The following is an 18,828-nucleotide window of genomic DNA, read 5'->3' on the forward strand; positions in this document are numbered from 1 at the left end:
GGCGAGGAATAGGACGTGGCGATCTAGCAATTAAAACCTTAACTTAGTGCCGTTAGCACAAGAAGTAGTATGTTAAAGATTATTAATGGCCGTATCCTAACGCCACAACGAATAATAGAAGGAGGTTCCTTATACATTCGTCAGGGAAAGATTGAGGCGATTGTGGAAGGCGATATTTCCGTACCCGGAAAGGTGAAAATAATCAATGCGGAGGGCTTATATGTTTCCCCGGGTTTTATCGATATCCATGTGCATGGTGGAGGAGGAGCTGATTTTATGGACGGTACCGTAGAGGCCTTTTTGCAGGTAGCTGAAACACATATCCGTTATGGTACAACCGCAATGGTTCCGACAACCTTGACAAGCGATAAGGAACAGTTATTGCATACCTTAGCAACCTATGAAAAGACACGAGCGCACAACCATAAGGGAGCACAACTATTAGGGATGCACCTAGAAGGACCTTATTTTGCGATGAATCAACGTGGGGCACAGGATCCACGGTATATTCGAGATCCTGATCCAGCAGAATATTTGGAAATTTTGCAGCAAGCTTCGCTTATTTCCAGATGGAGTGCTGCACCGGAACGGAATGGCGCTTTGAGCTTCGGTGATGCTTTACGATCTCACGGTGTGCTGGCAGCTATAGCCCATACCGATGCGGTATACGACGACGTGTTAAAAGCAATAGAACACGGTTACACTTTAGCGACGCATCTTTATTCCGGTATGTCAGGTGTGACGCGGCGTAACGCTTTTCGTTACGCTGGGGTGGTTGAAAGTGCATTACTACTGGATGAAATTGATGTGGAGATCATTGCCGATGGCGTTCATTTACCGGAAGCATTGTTAAAACTGATCTATAAAACTAAAGGAGCTTCCAAAATTGCTCTTATTACGGATGCCATGCGGGCTGCAGGTACAGCTGTTAAAACCAGTATGCTGGGGCATAAGGAAACAGGATTGCCCGTTATTATAGAAGATGGTGTAGCTAAATTACCTGATCGAAGTTCCTTTGCCGGAAGTATAGCTACAACCAATCAATTGGTGCGAACGATGATCACGACAGCTGGTGTACCTTTGCTTGAAACGATTGGGATGATGAGTACTACCCCGGCACGTATCATGGGCTTGCACAACAGTAAAGGAGCTTTAACGAATGGAAAGGACGCCGACGTAGTCATTTTTGATGATCAAATTAACGTCGCTTATACGATCATAGCCGGTGAGGTCCGCTGGCGTTTGTAACTGGATTTGGAATACTAGTGGACGTTATTCTGGTTAGTATGAATAAATATTCTTTATCTTTGTATGAAATGTCCACGATTGCCAAAACACAAACACGAATGAAAATAATCTGGACATTCCATATGGCCATTGAAAAACAGCTTATTTACATATGAATAAAAACGGTTATGATTATGGAAACATTTATTGTTTATCCGGAAAATAAGGCTCAGGCAAATGCAATTAAAGCCATATTAAAGGCACTGAATGTTTCTTTTCAGAAGACAACAGAACATAGGACTTATGATGAGGATTTTGTGAAGAAGATAAAAAAAATGCACGTTAAAAAAATAAAACTTCTATGTTTTATGTTTGGATGTTGTGTTAGTTAATGCCTTTGTTATAATTGTCACTTGTTGTAAGGTACCTATAAGGTCCTTCTTTTTGGAAAAATAAGCAAAGGTCTTTTGTATACCACAAGGATACTGAATATTTTTATTTATTATACTGTTTTAGTTTCTACCTTTTTAATTTGCCTTAGCTCCCTTTCAAACACCAACAACCCTCTTTTGCGTCGATTCCCTGACAATCAGTTCTCCCGGTAAGGTAATCTCCTGTATGGCGGTCTGTTTCTTATGTATATGTTGCAAGAGTAATTCACATGATCGGTAGCCTATATCGAAGGCCGGTTCAGCTATGGTGCTGATGGTGGGAGAGAGCAAGGAGGACACAGGATCATTCGTAAAACCAATGATACCGATATCTCGGCCAATGCGGATATGTTTCTTTTTGAGGGCTAAGGTTGCACCAACGGCTTTGCGGTCATTTACTGCAAAAATAGCATTAGGTAACAAGTGGCTTGGTTTGTCTAAAAGATGCAGCGTATCGTTTTCTCCACATTCCTGAGAAAATCCAGAGTGAATGATCCATTCTTCCCGAATGGGCAGACAATAGCGTTTTAGCGCATCTAAATACCCTTGTAGCCTCTTTTTAGTAAAAGTTTGATCTTTTGGTCCGGCAATATGGGCGATTTTGGTGTACCCTTGTTTAATAAGGTGTACTGTGGCTTGATAGGCTCCGTTATAATCATCCTGCATCACTTTCGATGCTTCCATTTGATCAATCACTCGATCAAAAAAAACAATGGGTATACGCTTGGCTAGATAATCTTCGAAATGTTCGCCATTGGAGCAGCAAGTAGACACCAATAAACCATCTAAACTTGTTACCGATAAATCTTTGGTAATCTTTTTCTCCCGTTCTTCCGAATCATTAGTTACATACAGAATAATATTGTACTGTTGATTATACGCTGCCTCCTGTATACCCGTAATAACGGTAGAGAAATAATAATTGGTAATGAATGGTATAATGATGCCAATATTGTGCGTTTTTCCATTAGCTAAGCCCATAGCATTAAAGTTGGGTTTATAGTGCAGCTTTAGGGCCATTTTCCGTACTTTGTCTTTCGTTTCTTGACTAACATCGTAGGTGTCTCGTAAGGCTCTAGAGACTGTAGATACCGAAACATTTAATGATCGGGCAATATCTTTAATGGTTATTAAATGTGGCATATGATTTATCCTCAACGTAATTCCCCAAAGAAATTAACGATATATTTATTACCCTAACAGTAAGCAAGATCTAAAAAATTGGCAGCGTTTGGATAAAGATATTGAATTTGTAGAGAAGTAGCAAAATTAAAGGAGTTGTAAGTTTTAAGTTTTAGGTTATACGTATGCTCTTAAGCCAGTATTACACTTTAGGCTTTAAGCAATAAACATTTGCCGGTTGCAGGCTATATAAATAGCTTAAAGCATACGGCTTATTACCTATTGCTGAATTTGGGTTAAAACATATAACTCATAAACTTTTACTTCTGCCTAAAGAATAATTGTATAGGTACCCCATCAAAATCAAAGTTTTCGCGAAGCTGATTTTCTAAAAAGCGTTTATAAGGATCTTTAATATACTGAGGAAGGTTGCAGAAGAAAGCGAACATAGGTGATTTACCCACGATTTGTGTTATATATTTAATTTTGATGTATTTGCCTTTGATGGCTGGAGGAGGATAGTTTTCAATGATGGGCAATAATATCTCGTTAAGTTTAGAAGTCGGTATTTTTTTAGATTTATTGGTATAAACCTTTGCTGCGACCTCTATTGCTTTTAAAATTCGTTGCTTTTCTAATACTGAAGTAAAGACGATAGGATAGTCGGTAAACGGAGCTGTTTTTTCGCGAATTTGCTCTTCAAATAATTTCGTAGTTTTATTATTTTTTTCGATAAGGTCCCATTTGTTGACCACCACTACAACACCTTTTTTGTTTTTTTCTGCCAAGTGAAAAATATTAATATCTTGCGCTTCTATACCTTCCATTGCATCGATCATTAAAATAACCACATCAGCTTCTTCCAAAGCTTTAATGGTACGCATAACCGAGTAAAATTCAATATTTTCCTTGACTTTTGTTTTTCTACGTAAACCAGCAGTGTCGATCAGCATGAATTCGTGTCCATACTGGTTATAGTGGATTTGGATAGCATCTCGGGTTGTGCCGGCAATTGGTGTTACAATATTTCGTTCATTTCCTATTAGTGCATTAATTAACGAAGACTTTCCCACGTTGGGCCGGCCAATTATAGCATATTTAGGTAGTAGACTGTCTGTCTCTTCGATTTCCTGAAAATGTTGAACGACGTCGTCTAGCAATTCTCCTGTACCTGATCCGGTCATGGACGAGATGTTATAGATTTCTCCCAGTCCAAAACTATAAAAAACAGTAGCATCGTGATGCAGCTGGTGATGGTCAACTTTATTGACAACTACATATACCGGCTTTTTGGAGCGTCGTAGTAGATCGGCAATTTCGTCGTCCAAATCGGTTATACCAACAGTTACGTCTACCATAAATAAAATGACGCTAGCTTCTTCGATAGCGATTAACACTTGTTCACGTATGGCTGCTTCGAAAATATCATCCGAGCCATGTACGTAGCCACCTGTGTCAATGACGGTAAAGGTTTTGCCTATCCATTCACCTTGCCCATAATGACGGTCGCGTGTGACTCCGCTAAAATCATCGACGATAGCTTTTCTTGATTCCGTTAATCGATTGTATAAGGTGGACTTGCCGACATTTGGGCGGCCGACTATGGCAATGATATTGGACATGTTGCTTTGTTATCGCTTTGAATACTGTTTTATGGCAATCCTATTTCTTGGAATTGCTGCTCGCAAAGTTAAGGATAAGGATTGACATTGTTAGGCTTAGATGGAAGAAGATTGCGGCTTTGAAAACCTATAGCCGATATCTCAAGCAGATTAGTCGGCCTATAGCATTGGCAAAATCGTTATCTAAATTGGAATTTTTAAAGACCCATAACCTGCCATCTCGTTCTATGGTATGCGTTTCTTCCTCAATGAGCAGTTCTATTTCATTGGTAGACGCTGTAATTTTGACCGGTTTCAGTACCCTAAAATAACAGTCTAGCTGTTGATAGGTTATCCTAAATAATTGTCCTTTATTGTTAAGTATGTCTCCCGTATGATTATTTTCCATAATTTGTATGCTGTCGCTAAAATACAAATTATGGGCAATATTTAAAGTGGTTTTTTAATTAGTTTTTGCACAATTAAAGAAATCTACGTAAAAAACAATTGTGCGTAAGGAAGGTATATCGATTCCAAAAAAATGGGGAGAATCAATCTCCCCATTTAAAGTGCTGTGTTTTATTTACTTAGTGAGGCTATCGTCTCATTAAGTGTATTACTTGGCCGCATCGTCTGATTAACTAAATGATCGCTTGGAAAATAATAGCCACCAATGTCGACCGAATGTCCCTGTGCTGCGTTTAATTCGCTCACAATTTTTGTTTCGTTAGCGGCTAATTGCTTCGCTAGATTGGTGAATTGATCTTTTAAAGTAGCATCTTTATCCTGCGCAGCTAAAGCTTCGGCCCAATATAGCGCTAGGTAGAAGTGACTGCCTCGATTATCGAGCTCATTTACTTTACGTGAAGGCGATTTTTGATTATCTAACAATTTACCTGTGGCTTGATCTAATGTGTCGGCTAAAATTAATGCGCGTGGATTGTTGTAGTTCGTGCCTAGGTGTTCGAAAGAAACAGCTAAAGCCAGGAATTCACCAAGAGAATCCCAACGTAAATGTCCTTCTTCTAAAAATTGTTCCACATGTTTCGGTGCCGATCCGCCAGCCCCAGTTTCAAATAAGCCACCTCCGTTCATTAACGGAACAATGGAAAGCATTTTAGCGCTAGTGCCTAATTCTAAGATGGGGAAAAGATCCGTTAAGTAATCCCGCAGAACATTTCCAGTTACAGAAATGGTATCTTGGCCAGCTTTAACTCGCGCTAAAGTATATAACGTAGCTTTTTCCGGCGACAAGATGCGAATGTCTAAGCCAGTTGTATCATATTCAGGTAAATAAGCATTGACCTTTTTGATCAATTCTGCATCGTGTGGACGATTTTCATCCAACCAGAACACTGCTGGGGTTTCGGATAAGCGTGCGCGTGTCACAGCCAGTTTAACCCAATCCCTTATAGGTGCATCTTTTACCTGACACATTCGCCAAATGTCTCCTGACTCGACATCATGGCTTAAAAGAACCGTTCCATTTTGGTCGATAACTTCTACTTTACCTGTACCATTAATTTCAAAAGTCTTGTCATGCGATCCATATTCTTCGGCTTTTTGAGCCATCAATCCTACGTTCGGTACTGTGCCCATCGTGGCTGGATCGAAAGCACCGTTTTGCTTGCAGAATTCGATGGTCGCCTCGTAAACGCCAGCATAACTGCTATCTGGAATAACTGCTTTGGTATCCTGAAGTTTACCAGCCGCATTCCACATTTGGCCAGAACTTCTGATCATTGCAGGCATGGAAGCATCTACGATCACATCACTGGGCACATGTAAATTGGTAATGCCCTTATCGGAATTGACCATGGCTAGTGCCGGGCCATTCTTAATGTCAGTTGTTATCGCGTTTTGTATGGCTTGTTTTTTATCTTCAGGAAGTTTTTCGATAGCATTAAGCACATCGCCTAAACCACTATTTGGGTTGGCGCCGACAGCTTTAAGGTCTTCGCTGTATTGCGCAAAGACATCTTTGAAGAAAGCTTTTACGGCATAACCGAAAATGATCGGGTCAGAAACTTTCATCATGGTCGCTTTCATGTGTAAGGAGAAAAGCACACCTTTTGCTTTTGCATCTGCGATCTGTTCGTCAAGGAATTTCAACAATGCCCTTTTACTCATGACGGTAGCGTCAATAATTTCGCCGGCAAGGAGCTGAAGCTTTTCTTTGAGGGTAGTTTGATTGCCCGATTGGTCGGTAAAAACGATTTTAACGGTTGTTTCTTCGGGTATGGTGAGCGATTTTTCGTTGTGTTTGAAATCACCACTTTCCATAGTCGCCACATGAGATTTAGAATCAGCACTCCATGCGCCCATGCTATGAGGATGTTTTTTTGCGTAATTCTTTACTGCCTTTGGAGCACGCCGATCAGAGTTTCCTTCGCGAAGCACCGGATTAACGGCACTTCCTTTTACCTTATCGTATTTTGCACGAATCGTTTTGTCCTCTTCTGTTGTTGGATCGTCTGGATAATTAGGCAAGGCATAACCTTTAGCTTGTAATTCTTTGACAGCTGCTTTTAATTGAGGTACTGAAGCACTTATATTAGGTAATTTGATGATATTGGCTTCGGGTAATAAAGTCAATTCGCCAAGCTCTGTGAGCGTGTCTGGCACTTTTTGCTCATTAGTCAGGTATTCGGGAAAAACGGCTAAAATTCTTGCAGCCAAAGAGATATCCCGTGTTTCTACGTCAATTCCGGATGAGGCAGTGAAGGCCTTTACGATTGGTAATAGAGAATAAGTGGCCAATGCTGGTGCTTCATCAGTTTTGGTATAGATGATTTTGGATGTATTTGACATAATATAAAAAATTTACTTTTTGAACATGACCTTTTGTACCTGTGTACGTATCACACAGTTTGTGGTGGCACAAACTTATATAAATTGCTTTTATTATGCAATTTAAATACGCTAGCGGCTAAAAGATACGAATCGTTAACATTTCGAATTGATGAACAATATTGCAAAGGAGAAGCTTAGCATGCTATTGTCCTTGGTATTTTCTTGTTGTTAGTATGTGTGGTATATGTGCAAGAGGGTGCATCATAGATAGATGTGTAGATTAAGTTAACCAAGTTATAGGAGTAAATTTAACATTAAAGTAATAGCAAATCATTTAAATTGCGGCGAAATTGAAGAATTGATAAATTTATTCCATGAAGCGCCTTTTTTTGTTCCTGATTTGTTGTTTAAGTTTACTGAGTTTACATGCACAGCAGAAGCATGTCATATTAGTTACGATTGATGGGTTTCGTCCGGATTTCTATTTGGAAGATAAGTGGCCTACCCCTAATTTAAAACAACTGTTACTAGAGGGAATTCATGCATATGGTGTAAATAGTGTTTTTCCCTCAGTCACTTATTCTTCGCATACTACTATCGTGACTGGTGTGCAGCCGGATGAACATGGCATTTATTATAATGGTGTTTTCGATCCGGATAGCGCTGGCAATAAAATTTATTGGAACTTTCATCAAATTAAAGTTCCTACGATATGGGAGACTGCGCAGAAGGCAGGTTTAACGGTTGCCTCTTTAATGTGGCCCGTTTCTGCGGAGGCGCCTACTTCTTTTAATATTGCTGATATAGGAGGAATGGGAGATAGTGTAAGAACTAAATACGCTAGGCCAGAAGGAGTGGTAGAGACGATTAAACAGGAGGTTTTTCATAGTAATGCCGATATCAATTGGGGGAAAGATCAGAAAAATGCACAGGTAGCTGCTTGGGTTATCCAAAACCTAAAACCAAATTTAATGACCATTCACTTGTTTTCAGTGGATCATGCCGAACATATGGTGGGCCGTGAAGGATCGATGGTTTCGGAAGCGATCAGTGATGCCGATAGTGCGGTTGGCATCATTCGTCAAGCCATAATGGACGCTGGCATTGCAGACAGCACATTGTTTATTGTGACCGGTGATCATGGCTTTTACGATGTAAAGAAGTCGGTTAATCCCAATGTCTGGTTGTCTAAAGCCGGTCTATTGCAAAAGGCGCAGTTCTATTCGGCAGGTGGTTCCACTTATCTTTTTTTGCGTGATAAAAAAGATAAGCAAACCGCTAAACAAGTAATGACCTTATTAAAATCGTTACCAGCGGAAGAAAAGAGCTATTTCCGTATTGTTTCCCGTAAAGAGATGAATAAGATTGGTGCTGATCCGAATGTGGCTTTTGCGCTTACTGGTCTTGAAGGTGCGGCGTTCGGAAATAGTCGTACCAGAGAAACCATCACAGCGGGAAAAGGGGGTACCCACGGTTATTTTCCAGATACCCGGAGTATACAGACAGGTTTTATTGCCATTTCCCCTCAAATGAAGAAGGGGGTGGAGATTAAAGAAATGAATTTGCGGGATATTACTGTTTTCATAACAGAATACTTGCACTTGGATATGCCTACGGTGAAGGGGAAGTCTGTTGCCAACTATTTTAATTCTTTATAGGTTTAGTTATACGTTTTGAATACTGGTTTCAGTCTAGGCATGAATTTAACGGTCCATCCTTTCTTCTCTCATTGGTTAAACAAACAAAGGATAGTAGACATACATAATAGCGGTAACTCGGCCTTAGTGCACCGACGATATTATGCGGAGACCTATTAAAAGTCAGTTTGTCACTTATAAAAACAGCAGTTTTTCCGTTGGGATTTAATCCAATGCGATATGGAATTGCACTTGTTTTCCTTCATATATTGTCAATATATAAAGAATTTGCTACATTTGTTCTATACAATAAATTTAAGTGGGATATGTCCAAAACTGAATCACTAAATATTGCCCTTACTGACGAGATGAAAAAGTTTGTGTCTAGCCAGTCCGGTAGCGGGACACTTTATGCCACTCCCAGCGAATACGTGCGGGATTTAATTCGTCACGAACGTGACCGGATAGAGGCTGCCAAATTGCGTAGCCATATTATCGAAGGATATCAGGATGTGATACATGGCCGGATACATGAATTTTCCGGTGATTTAATGGCGGATTTGAAAACACATCGGAAGACAAAATCCAAATGACCAAAATTCACCTAACTTCAAGGGCTCTGGACGATATTCAGGATATATATGATTATTCTCTTGATGAATGGGGCGAACAAACTGCTTTGAAATATATCAAGGCTTTCGAGGACGCTTTTTCTCTCTTGCAAGCACATAAAGGGCTTTTAAAAATCAATAAAAAAATCTCATCAAAGTTTAGGGTATATCCTATTCAGAAGCATTACCTGATCTGCGATATTGTTGACGACAATATATTTGTACTCACTATTAGACATGTATCCATGAATCTTTTGGAACGTCTGAAGGAGCTGGAACCCGGTTTGGATGAGGAGGCAAGGGCGTTGTATGAGAGAATAAAATAACTCCTTACTCTTTCGGCTTGGGTGTAGCGGGTGTAAATGGTAACAAGATAGGTGTTTGGTTAATAAAAAAGCCGATCAACAAACGTTAACCGGCCTGTGGTAGCGGGGACACGACTCGAACGTGTGACCTTCGGGTTATGAGCCCGACGAGCTACCAACTGCTCCACCCCGCAATATATTTTATTTAGCTATTCAATTTAGCACATTGACTTAAGCGAATCTGCTAGTTGAACTTGCTTCAACTTTCTACCCTAATAGTTGCTCCAATCAGTAGGAAAACATATTTTATTTCCGTTTGATTGGAGTGCAAAGATATATTTTGTTTCTTTGCTGTGCAAATAAAATTAAAAAAAAATGTCGCACAAAGCAGGATTTGTAAGCATTGTAGGGAAACCAAATGCGGGGAAGTCTACTCTAATGAATTCATTAGTAGGTGAAAAGATGTCTATTGTTACCTCGAAGGCACAAACTACCAGACACCGTATTTTGGGAATAGTTAATGATGAGAATTATCAAATCGTTTTTTCGGATACGCCTGGTATGATCACACCGACATACAGTTTACAGGAATCGATGATGAGCTTTGTGCAAGGATCACTGATTGATGCTGATATTATTCTTTTCGTGACAGATATCAATGAGCGCTACGATGAGTCTGACATTGTTGAGAAATTAAAAAAGGTAACTTCTCCTATCGCAGTTTTGATTAATAAAATTGATAAATCTTCTGAAGAAGAAGTCATTAAGAAAATAGCATACTGGCAGCAAACGTTAAATCCGAAAAGTATTTTTGCTATATCTGCTTTACATGGGCACAATATACAAGCGATTATGCCCTTTATTTTAGAACACCTTCCGATACACGAACCGTATTATAATAAAGACGAATTGACAGACAAGTCGGAACGTTTCTTTGTTTCGGAAATTATTCGGGAAAAAGTTTTTAAGCTATACGAAAAAGAAATTCCCTATAGTACAGAAGTGATCATTACTTCATTTAAAGATGAAGAACGAATCATTCGAATAAGCGGAGAGATAATTGTTGAGCGTGATTCTCAAAAAAATATTATCATAGGTAAAGGGGGAGAAATGATCAAAAAGGTAGGTACGTATGCGCGGCAGGATATTGAAAAATTTTTGCAGAAAAAAGTATTTTTAGAACTATTTGTTAAAGTAATATCCGATTGGAGAAGTAAAAAAAATTACCTAAAAAGTTTTGGTTACGAACAGTAACGTTGGCCGTTTCACACTAATGGAAACGGCCATATTGAAGATTGTAACAATTGAAGGTGTCTAAAAGATCTACGTCGTCATTGCGATCTGCCAACTGGCGGAGAAGCAATTTGATGATATCAAAAACACCATCACTTCATCATTCTTTCTCGCAATGACGCGTTTTTACAACTAGTGTAAGCGATAGTCGTAAGTGATGTTTCGGGTAGCTCCGCCAGTATAACCTCCGCTCTGTTCAAATTCTTGCTTGTCTAATATTTGTTGGTACGTAGCGTTTATAGAGGCAAAGAGACGGTGTTTGTAATCATATTTAATTTCGCCTTCACCACCCATTGTTCTGACTTTGCCTTTGTTTTCCATGCTTCGGTTACCGCCCGAAACGCTTTGATCCATACGGATGTAATCACGGGTTAGACGGTAAATAAAATCTCCTTCCACACTGAACTGGTGGGGTTTGTCTTCTTTACTGGCATAACGTAGACCTACATTAAAGTTGTTGCTTCGTTCTGGTTTTAAGTTGTAATTGGCAACGGTAAATACACCGTCTCCAAAAATCTCACCACTTTCGGGTAAGCGATAAGTACGCTCGAAGGAAGCCTTGGCCTGTAATTGAGGGTAAATAAACATCGCCGTGGCTACACCAAATCCTGGGTTATTATAACTATAACTTGTGGCTTCGTAGCGCTCATCCTCAGTAAAAGCGCCTACCTTTTCGTAGCCTGTGGCATTCATAAAATACCATTTTCCAAAGAAGGAGGTGGTCCATTTATTCCAAACATCTAAATTATAAGATAAGCCCAGTATATGTTTGGTTAAATTGGTAGGGAAACGGTTTTCCAATGCCTCTGGATTTTCAACATCATAACCTTTACGGTGAAAATCGGTCATGGTATAATTGAGTGCTAAACCTTGTTGTGCATTGATACGGTAATTCCAGTTATTGGTCAATAACCATTCTCGGTCGGTATTTTCATTTTGTGTACGGCCTCTTTCGCCTCCGGCAGATTCGTCATTATACGAAGGGTTTGGTATCCACTCACCTCGCCAATTGTAAATTCGGGAGGTCGTATCGATTCTTTTTAAGGAAGAACGATTATAAGCCGTATATAGGTTTGTCTCCAAACCTTTGATAAAAAGGTCTTTCTTTTGATATTTTAGTGAAGGGACGATAGTATGGCTTTTGGTTTTCATAGCTCCGTATACTTCTTCCATGACTACTCCGGTTTGAAGATCTTTATCATTTTCCGAGGCGATTATACCGAAGAGTAATTTGTCTGCATATCTTTTATTGGTAAGACCTGCTTCTAGTTGAATGGCCGCCGATTGGTAATTGTCGTGAAAACGCTTTACCCATTCTTCGTCCTCAAAACTGCTTGTTTGCAGATTTTTGATAGGAGCAAGTACTTTGTAATTATTGTCTGAATAGTTAAAGAAAGCATTGGTTCGTACCGTAAATCCGGTTTTCTGGTTCGTATAAGCACCATTCACTGAAGCTCGATGCGTATTGAATGACCCAATGGCGTAAGAAACATCCAAATAGTTGGAATTACTTCTAGTCACAATATTGACTGCACCACCCAAAGCGTCGGTGCCTAAGTTAATGGGTAATACGCCTTTGTAAACTTCCACTCGTTCGGCCATATTAACTGGAAAATTGTTGAGTGTAAGGGATGATCCGAAATTATCCATGGGCAAGCCATCCATGAAGAATTTAACCTGATTCCCGCTGAAGCCATTGAGCGAAAACTTGAAATTGGAGCCGAGCCCACCTTCCTCACGAATGCGTACACCCGTGGTGACATTCAGCACTTGATTAATGTCAGCATTTGTATTGGCATAGGTTGACATATCAATAGCATTCACATGGAAACCGCTTTCGTTTAATTTTCGGGATGCTGTTTTCTCTGTGACGGTCGCTGCTTCGAGTTGTTGTTGTGTTGATTGTAACACGAAGTGAAGTAAGGCCGTATCATTTTCACTGATAGTGATTTCTTTTTGGATGGATTTGTAACCAAGACTACGAATTTGGAGATGATAGTTGCCAGGAGCAATATGTTCAAAGGAAAAGAATCCGTCACCATCGGTAACTTTTTGTGCACCAGATTCTTGTATCTTAACCAGCGCTGTGTAGACTGGCTCGCCTAAGTTATCGACTACCTTACCTTTTAGGTTAAGCGACCGTTCTTGGGCATCTGCGAAATAGATCATCAGTAATAATAAGGTGGCTAAACAAACAGAATACTTTAAAGCTGAAAATAGTTTTCTCATAATTAACCTAGAAGGTGAGAAGGCAGAATGTTTAATACCTATCATATTTTTGTATATAAGATGAATGAAATTATTTGTCTGTGTTAATCCAGACACGGACTTAGTTGATTGATGACCGGGCTTTTTCACTTTCTAACCTAATGAGACACGTTGACCTGACGTACCAATGGCAGCCGATTTCGGTTGCAAATATAAGTTTATTTAGAATGAATACAAATAAATGAGCGAAAATAAAGTGATGCTATAAATAAAATGAAGGCACAACGAAACTATAGGTAAATAAGAAATCCTCAAAATTTGCCTTTTATACGGTCATCATTTTGAGGATTAATAACAAGGAGCAGTTTTTATTTATGGTACAGCTTTAGGAACATGAACCATATTTCGTGAAGCTTCTTTAGTTAAGAAATAAGGACTAAAGACTCATTTCGATCTGAGGATTAATGAAGTTGTTTGTGAGTTTAATCCAGCTAATATACTAGCTTTAAAATGTATGTTCATCAGCGCTTGGTCCGTAGCTCCCTGGGATGGGGATATTTAATAATCGTAAATAAACACCCAGCTGCGCCCGATGATGACTTGTTTGGCTAAACGAAACACGAATCATTTCGTATTTGTTGCCTTCCCAAAGTACTTGGTCACCATTTAACAGAAGCCATTTTTTCTCAAAGTCGGCTTCATTAATTTTGTCTAGCGCATCCAGTCCCTCTTGGAGCGACCGCTCAAACATTGCATACAATTCTTCATTGTGGTTTAGCGGTGTGGGTTCGTACATATTTACGGCAAAGTTAAGTTCATCGGTATTTACTGCCATGGCGATCCATGAAGGAAGTTCGGCTAGGTGTGTTGCAAGATTACCCATTTTCATGCTCTTTTCATGAGGAGCCCAATCGTATTTGTCTTCGGGAATGAGTTTAAGAAATTTGCGTGTAGTTGTCGCTTCTTCTGTTAATTCTTTTTTCAGTGCTTTAATTAAGTCCATCTTTTTATGTTTTGGTATTGATGAACAAAGCTAAAGCATGAATTGACAGCTGTATGTCAGCATGGTTTATTCTTTAGTATTTTCTTTTAACAACATATTCGCAAGGCGTTCATCTCGGCTATAAATATCTTTTCGGAAATTTATTTTTCCTTGACGATCAATAAAGGCGGTAAAATAGGCAATAAATACAGGGACGGTTTGTTTGAGAGTCACATACTTCTCTTTACCGGCATGCATGGCATCATAAATAGCCGTTGTTGTCCAAGTAGAATCATTGCGAAGTAAGAAATTCGCGAGCTTTTCTGGTTCACTTACGCGAATGCATCCATGACTGAAAGCCCTTGATGTTTCATTATATAAAGACTTTGCTGGACTGTCGTGTAGGTAAATATTATAACTATTGGGGAACAGAAATTTCACCAATCCTAGCGAATTATTGGGGCCAGGTTTTTGTCGGACAACTGGTAATCCACCACTTTTGCCCGTAATTTCCATGCGATGATTAGCTAGATAATTACGGTTTCTGTTCATGCCGGGTACAACTTCATTACGTACAATACTGGGGGGTACATTCCAATAAGGGCTAAATACCACATACTTGACTTCACCGTGGAAGATTACTGTTTTGTGTACCGCTTGGCCGACTACTACATTGCAACTCCATAGCAAACTATCGGCATGATATACATGGAGTTTAAATTCCGGAATATTTACGGCCAAGTAATCTGTATTCAGACTTACAGGCAGCCAACGGCTACGCTCCATATTGACTATGATCTGTTTAATTCTTTCTTTGGGAGGAGTATTTAAGTCATTAAGCGTACCTATGCCGATAGTTCCATCGCTTGCTAAACCATGTCTTGCCTGAAAAGCTTTTATCCCGCGGAATAATGTACTATCATAAAAGCCATTTGTTGTATCTCCTTGATAATCTTCGAGCAACCATAATCTTTTTTTAATTTGTAGCAGTACCGATGAAGAATCACCGAGTTTATAGCTTTTTTTGTCGGCTACTAAATTAGTCCAAGGCATCGCCGCAAGCGCCCTGTACTTTTTGAGATAAGTACGAAGTTGCTCGTATTGCCGATATACAGGTTCAATAGACGCATTTGTTTTGTTAAGAGGATGTTGCAAAAGGCTGTCTAAATAGGCTGTATAAGAAACTTTTTTTCGGGGAACGAACCAGTCATTAGCTTTAATATCTGCTTCATCCATCCCTGCCCAAACGATATTAGCAAATATAAAATATTGAGCAGTAAGCATGATTTCCAACTCAGGATTGATGAAATCTCCTGATTTATGATCATTATATAGGCTAATAAGGGAATCTAATACTTTATTGTACGGTAATTCTTTGTTGATTCCTTCATCTTTGAGATTTAGCATTCGATCAGTTAGATTGCCAGCTTGTTCAATGAGTCCATTTTGATCAAACCAAGCGTAGGAGTAATTTCTTTCGTTATAGAATTTAATAACATTTTCCTTATAGGTTGCTACACCCGGATATTTTACAAAAAATTGTGCTAGTAAAGTGCTGTCAAAATGTAAATCGGTTTGTTCGCTAAAGTTTCCGGGAATAGTTTTGTTCCATTCTTGAATCGCTTTAGTATGCAAAGAATCTATAGTGGTTCGTTTATGTTTATTAGTTGACTGTTGACAAGAAATGCATAGAAGGACTATAAAGGTAACCATTAAAGGTGTGATAAACCGATGACTTGACATATAAGTAGCTATAAAACAGGCTTAAGATAAGCCAACTCTTTTAAAAAAACAAGTATAAACATCGTTTGTCTTTTATATACAGTTGCTTACGGTTAGCATATTTCTCCTTTTTCGTGTTTAATTTATTCATGTTTATCATTTATGACAGAAATGATGTGATTATAAGGAACTTTTAAAGATCATTGAGTACTACCGGCAACATCAACCACCTGGGCATTGGGCGTGTACTGTGCAAATCAAGTCTTTCCTATACCAATAAACACCGCATCGCTTATAACAGATATTAAATCAGGGGCATATCTACCTTATTACCCGCCTCGCTATTGCCGGCTACCTTTTTATTACCAAAACATATCCTATAACTTACCTAACACTATACTGCTTCTACATTTGATCGTCTTTTTATCGTCTTTTAGTCGTCTTTTTATCGTCTTTAAGACTATTAAAAGACAACTAAAAGACTAATAAATGATGCTAAAAACTAGAGTCATATAAGAGTCAAATAAGACTTTTGTAATGTTTAAGAGATGAGTTGGTATCTTGCAGGTGATAAACAGGTATAGCGCGATAGCCTTGGTTCAACTGAAAAATTATCTGATGGTTGAATTTATAGCGACATCCAAGGGTTCTTTCCCTTTCCCAACAAAAATATCACTTTTCATAGCAGAGAACCTGCACTTTTTTTGTTCCAAAAATTTTTTTTGGACAGGTGTAATAGAAAATAAAAGGGTATAGGTTATGTTTCCATAGCTCTAATTTTCAGTTTTCTGAAACAAAAATATAGGTATGAAGGTACCTATTGTACATCTTATAGTATTAAAAACAAACGTTATGGGAACATTAAGTGAGAAAAAAATTGCTATTCTAACGGAAGACGGTTTTGAGGAAATTGAATTGACCAGTCCTAGACAAGCATTGATAGACGCTGGGGCAATAACCCACATTGTCTCGCCAAAGCAAGGAACTGTTCGTGCCAAAGAAGGGAATGAATGGAAAGGCACGTATACAGTTGACAAGCATTTAAATGAAGTTTCGGCTTCGGACTATGATGGATTACTTCTTCCTGGTGGAGTAATAAGTCCGGATAAATTGCGTACCAATGAACAAGTATTGTCTTTTGTAAAAGAATTCTTCCGATCGGGCAAACCTGTTGCTGCCATTTGTCATGGTCCGCAAACCTTAATTAATGCCGAAGTAGTTGAAGGACGGAAAATGACATCGGTAGCTGCAATTAGAAAGGATTTAATGAATGCAGGGGCGCAATGGGAAGATAGTGAAGTAGTGACAGATGAAGGATTAGTGACGAGTAGAACACCAGCGGATTTACCAGCTTTTAATGCAAAGATTGTGGAAGAGTTTGCAGAAGGTAAGCATGAAGGACAACACGCATGATGCGGCTTAAACAGTAGGGGTGGGTTTACACCCCTTTATCGTTGATGGAGTTGAAGCTGATTCTCGTTTTAGTTAATGCTTCGGGAAAATTGGTTTTGATATAGTTTATCATTTCCTCTCGTATGTAGCATCTTAGGTCGAATGCTTGACCAGAATTTCTACAGCTCATTAGGCAACGAATTTCCATTGTTTGTTCTCGTAGATCGGTTACTTGTAAGACGTTCACTTTTCCGTCCCATAGGCGGTTCTGTTTTAGTAATTCAGTTAATTGCTGACGCAGATTTTCTATAGGAATTGTAAAATCAGTATATATAAATACAGTGCCTAGTATTTCTGCGGTGGTACGCGTCCAATTTTGGAATGGCTTTTCAATAAAGTAGTTTATGGGTAAAACAAGCCGTCTTTTATCCCAGATGTTTACAACAACATAAGTCAAATTTATTTCTTCTACTTTACCCCATTCACCTTCCACGACAAGCACGTCGTCCATGCGGATAGGTTGTGTAAAAGCAATTTGAAATCCTGCGAGCAGATTACCTAGCGATTTTTGCGCAGCAAAACCAATAATGATACCACCTATGCCAACACCAGTGAGCAAACCGGCTCCAATTTTGCGCATGCTTTCAAAGTTTAACAAGATAATCGCTATGGTTATGATGACGATTAACGTTATGAGTAACTTTCTAATGAAAACCATTTGTGTTCGGATTTTTCTTTCCCTTAAGTTGTTCTCTTTGCTCATATCAAAGCGATGGTAAAGATAATCTTCGGATACTCGGAGTATCCTTATAATGACAATTGAGAAGCAAAGGGTGATTAAGATTTCAGTCGTCTTTGATAGAATTAGTCGAGTAGAGGCAGTAAGCTGCATTAAAGGTAACAGAGCGCTAAAGATTAGTATTGGGATAAAAACGGTTAGTATCTTGTTGAAATGTTTGATAATTGATTTTATGAAAGAATAGGTAGCTTCTTGTTTTTGTGATTGATGTTTAACAATGGGTACTAAAATGGATTTGATAAGGATGCCTATTAAAATGGAAAATAAAACGATTGCTATGTTCCATACCCAGTAGGGCATTTTGTGAGATAGATCTTGCAAATATTGCATCATTAGCAGCTTAGTTTATTGAGTAATCACTTTTAGAATAAACAAGGTATAGAAACTTGAGTTTTATTTTTTTTAATGGCTGTTGATTTTTGGAAGACGTTTTAGGTTTTCAACCAGTGAGGAGAAACGTTTAAAAAATAATGTATTTGGGTGTTCTGTTGGTTTTTGTTTTTTGGTGGGGATAAAAAAATGCTCTGGTTTCCAGTATATTGCATATTTTGGTAAAAAAATAGGGGCAGTTTATTTGGAAATCCGGTGGAGCTAGCTATCTTTGCACTCCGCAAACGAAGGATGCGGGGAGTTGTTTGAGAATAGGGTAGAGATAAGAGGGAGTTGTCAGGGTTTTGTGCTGTTTTCTGCGATCGATAAGTGTGG

General features: G+C 38.9%; 16 protein-coding genes and 1 tRNA gene. 7 read left to right on the forward strand and 10 right to left on the reverse strand.

The features are described 5' to 3' along the window. Positions 1–69: 69 nt before the first annotated feature. Entirely contained in the window at positions 70–1,248 is a 1,179-nt protein-coding gene (gene nagA, locus ABD930_RS09875) for an N-acetylglucosamine-6-phosphate deacetylase (RefSeq protein ID WP_345231546.1), read from the forward strand. Positions 1,249–1,421: 173 nt separating this feature from the next. After that, positions 1,422–1,619, forward strand: coding sequence for a DUF2683 family protein (locus ABD930_RS09880; RefSeq protein WP_345231547.1), 198 nt, complete (start codon positions 1,422–1,424; stop codon positions 1,617–1,619). 156 nt (positions 1,620–1,775) lie between these two features. On the opposite strand, the gene ABD930_RS09885 is transcribed toward ABD930_RS09880, so the two are convergent. The 4 genes from ABD930_RS09885 to ABD930_RS09900 form a co-directional block, all read right to left on the reverse strand. Then, positions 1,776–2,801 (reverse strand): LacI family DNA-binding transcriptional regulator, encoded by a 1,026-nt coding sequence (locus tag ABD930_RS09885; protein WP_345231548.1) that lies wholly within the window; start codon positions 2,799–2,801, stop codon positions 1,776–1,778. Positions 2,802–3,100: 299 nt separating this feature from the next. Next, positions 3,101–4,402 (reverse strand): ribosome biogenesis GTPase Der, encoded by a 1,302-nt coding sequence (gene der, locus ABD930_RS09890; RefSeq protein WP_345231549.1) that lies wholly within the window; start codon positions 4,400–4,402, stop codon positions 3,101–3,103. A gap of 127 nt (positions 4,403–4,529) precedes the next feature. After that, the gene (locus tag ABD930_RS09895; RefSeq protein WP_345231550.1) at positions 4,530–4,790 is read right to left on the reverse strand and encodes a hypothetical protein; all 261 of its coding nucleotides are present in this window, start codon (positions 4,788–4,790) and stop codon (positions 4,530–4,532) included. Positions 4,791–4,960: 170 nt separating this feature from the next. Continuing rightward, entirely contained in the window at positions 4,961–7,192 is a 2,232-nt protein-coding gene (locus ABD930_RS09900) for an NADP-dependent isocitrate dehydrogenase (RefSeq protein WP_345231551.1), read from the reverse strand. A gap of 356 nt (positions 7,193–7,548) precedes the next feature. Between ABD930_RS09900 and ABD930_RS09905 the strand changes: the two genes are divergently transcribed. The 3 genes from ABD930_RS09905 to ABD930_RS09915 all read left to right on the forward strand — a co-directional run bounded on the left by ABD930_RS09905 (position 7,549) and on the right by ABD930_RS09915 (position 9,748). Next, a complete protein-coding gene (locus ABD930_RS09905) occupies positions 7,549–8,832 on the forward strand; it encodes an alkaline phosphatase family protein (RefSeq protein WP_345231552.1) in 1,284 nt (427 codons plus the stop codon). 305 nt (positions 8,833–9,137) lie between these two features. Beyond that, on the forward strand, positions 9,138–9,404 hold the full coding sequence (locus ABD930_RS09910; RefSeq protein ID WP_345231553.1) for a ribbon-helix-helix domain-containing protein: 267 nt from the start codon (positions 9,138–9,140) through the stop codon (positions 9,402–9,404). Then, complete coding sequence (locus ABD930_RS09915) at positions 9,401–9,748, forward strand: type II toxin-antitoxin system RelE/ParE family toxin (RefSeq protein WP_345231554.1); 348 nt, start codon at positions 9,401–9,403, stop codon at positions 9,746–9,748. Before ABD930_RS09910 ends, ABD930_RS09915 begins: the two co-directional genes overlap by 4 nt. A 97-nt stretch (positions 9,749–9,845) precedes the next feature. Here ABD930_RS09915 and ABD930_RS09920 read toward each other — a convergent pair. After that, a tRNA-Met gene (locus ABD930_RS09920) sits at positions 9,846–9,921 on the reverse strand. Positions 9,922–10,102: 181 nt separating this feature from the next. Between ABD930_RS09920 and era the strand changes: the two genes are divergently transcribed. After that, the gene (era, locus tag ABD930_RS09925; protein ID WP_345231555.1) at positions 10,103–10,981 is read left to right on the forward strand and encodes a GTPase Era; all 879 of its coding nucleotides are present in this window, start codon (positions 10,103–10,105) and stop codon (positions 10,979–10,981) included. 171 nt (positions 10,982–11,152) lie between these two features. On the opposite strand, the gene ABD930_RS09930 is transcribed toward era, so the two are convergent. The 3 genes from ABD930_RS09930 to ABD930_RS09940 all read right to left on the reverse strand — a co-directional run bounded on the left by ABD930_RS09930 (position 11,153) and on the right by ABD930_RS09940 (position 15,845). Then, a complete protein-coding gene (locus tag ABD930_RS09930; protein WP_345231556.1) occupies positions 11,153–13,249 on the reverse strand; it encodes a TonB-dependent receptor in 2,097 nt (698 codons plus the stop codon). Between the two features lie 484 nt (positions 13,250–13,733). Then, on the reverse strand, positions 13,734–14,231 hold the full coding sequence (locus tag ABD930_RS09935; protein WP_345231557.1) for a DinB family protein: 498 nt from the start codon (positions 14,229–14,231) through the stop codon (positions 13,734–13,736). Positions 14,232–14,297: 66 nt separating this feature from the next. Continuing rightward, complete coding sequence (locus ABD930_RS09940; protein ID WP_345231558.1) at positions 14,298–15,845, reverse strand: L,D-transpeptidase family protein; 1,548 nt, start codon at positions 15,843–15,845, stop codon at positions 14,298–14,300. Between the two features lie 939 nt (positions 15,846–16,784). Here ABD930_RS09940 and ABD930_RS09945 point away from each other — a divergent pair. Then, a complete protein-coding gene (locus ABD930_RS09945) occupies positions 16,785–17,345 on the forward strand; it encodes a type 1 glutamine amidotransferase domain-containing protein (RefSeq protein WP_345231559.1) in 561 nt (186 codons plus the stop codon). 25 nt (positions 17,346–17,370) lie between these two features. Here the strand turns inward: ABD930_RS09945 and ABD930_RS09950 are convergent, their stop codons facing one another. Beyond that, positions 17,371–18,456 (reverse strand): mechanosensitive ion channel family protein, encoded by a 1,086-nt coding sequence (locus ABD930_RS09950; RefSeq protein ID WP_345231560.1) that lies wholly within the window; start codon positions 18,454–18,456, stop codon positions 17,371–17,373. Positions 18,457–18,554: 98 nt separating this feature from the next. Beyond that, positions 18,555–18,828: hypothetical protein (locus ABD930_RS09955; protein ID WP_345231561.1), on the reverse strand; the 274-nt coding region annotated here is incomplete at its 5' end.

The organism is Olivibacter ginsenosidimutans, assembly GCF_039542865.1.
GTDB classification, from domain to species: Bacteria; Bacteroidota; Bacteroidia; order Sphingobacteriales; family Sphingobacteriaceae; genus Olivibacter; species Olivibacter ginsenosidimutans.